The sequence below is a fragment of the Lactobacillus delbrueckii subsp. delbrueckii DSM 20074 = JCM 1012 genome, from assembly GCF_001433875.1.
Classification (GTDB): Bacteria; Bacillota; Bacilli; order Lactobacillales; family Lactobacillaceae; genus Lactobacillus; species Lactobacillus delbrueckii.
The window spans coordinates 1-990 of the sequence record NZ_AZCR01000094.1; the positions used below are offsets into that span (position 1 = coordinate 1).

The 990-nt window shown below is 46.8% G+C and carries 2 protein-coding genes; both read right to left on the bottom strand.

Features of this window, described 5'->3' with window-relative positions; genetic code table 11:
* Positions 1-229: 229 nt before the first annotated feature.
* Positions 230-568, bottom strand: a complete 339-nt coding sequence (locus FD23_RS08385; protein WP_230844833.1) for a hypothetical protein — start codon at positions 566-568, stop codon at positions 230-232.
* 235 nt (positions 569-803) lie between these two features.
* Positions 804-990: low molecular weight phosphatase family protein (locus FD23_RS10810; RefSeq protein ID WP_483803744.1), on the bottom strand; the 187-nt coding region annotated here is incomplete at its 5' end.

Genomic DNA, 990 nt, shown 5'->3' on the forward strand with positions numbered 1-990 from the left:
GCAAGTTTGATTTCTTTAGTGTATTTAGTCATGAAAATAACCCCCGAAATTAGTGTCCTAATTTCGGGGGTCATATCAAAGCCCTCCTTTAGTGGAAAGGCTTCGTCTGTTTCAGGATTAGACAGATCCTTTAGTCAATTTTTACAGGTCTTCACCCAGCTGCATTTCAGCATAGCTGGCTAAGAAAAAGCCACTGGAGCTGTTGCTTGCTTCAGTGGCTGTCTGGTCTTCAGTTTTCTTGGCTTTTCGGGTCGATAAACAAGATTCTGACCTTGCAGCGGATGGGATGATGGTAGTCCATTTGGCAGATCTCGCTAAAAATCTGCAGTTTCTTATTGCAGCGCATAGTTAGGGCGGTATCCTGCTTATTTAATTTTCCCAGCTCATCCCCTTCCAGGGTGCAGACCGTAATCTGCTCGTAAGGGGAATTTAGCTGCAGAGACAAGAGCTGCCCTACTTTCACCTCTTCAAGGTACTTTTGCCGGCTCTTTCCGACAATATCTTCACCGTCTGTTTCTAAGAGCCAGCTTTCAATGTGCGTGATATCGGCTAAAACGGGTTCAGTCATTTTTTGATAGATGGCCAAACCCAGCTGGATGACTTGCCTTTTTTCATCGATGGACTTGATAAAGGCAAAAGGCTATTGCGCAAGGTTAGCTAGAGCAGCCCTAACCAGGTTCGCGATGCGCGGGTTAGGCAAATAGCCCAGGGTCTACCCTTGAGTACGTTGTCGCCATCATCTTTAAAGCAGACTTCCATTTCTGGTTGGAGCAGGTACCACTCCGGTGTGCACTTACCGCCTCTTAACTCAGCTCCTGCTTCAGCTTTAGTACCTTATCTTCGATTTCTTTAATCACCTGCATAAAGGTCTCATCATCTTGTCCAGTTGGATCTTCTAATCCCCAATCTACCCGCTTTTTTGCAGGCAAATAAGGACAGCGGACTCCGCAGCCCATGGTGATCACGTAATCAACCGCCGGCAGGTCAGCG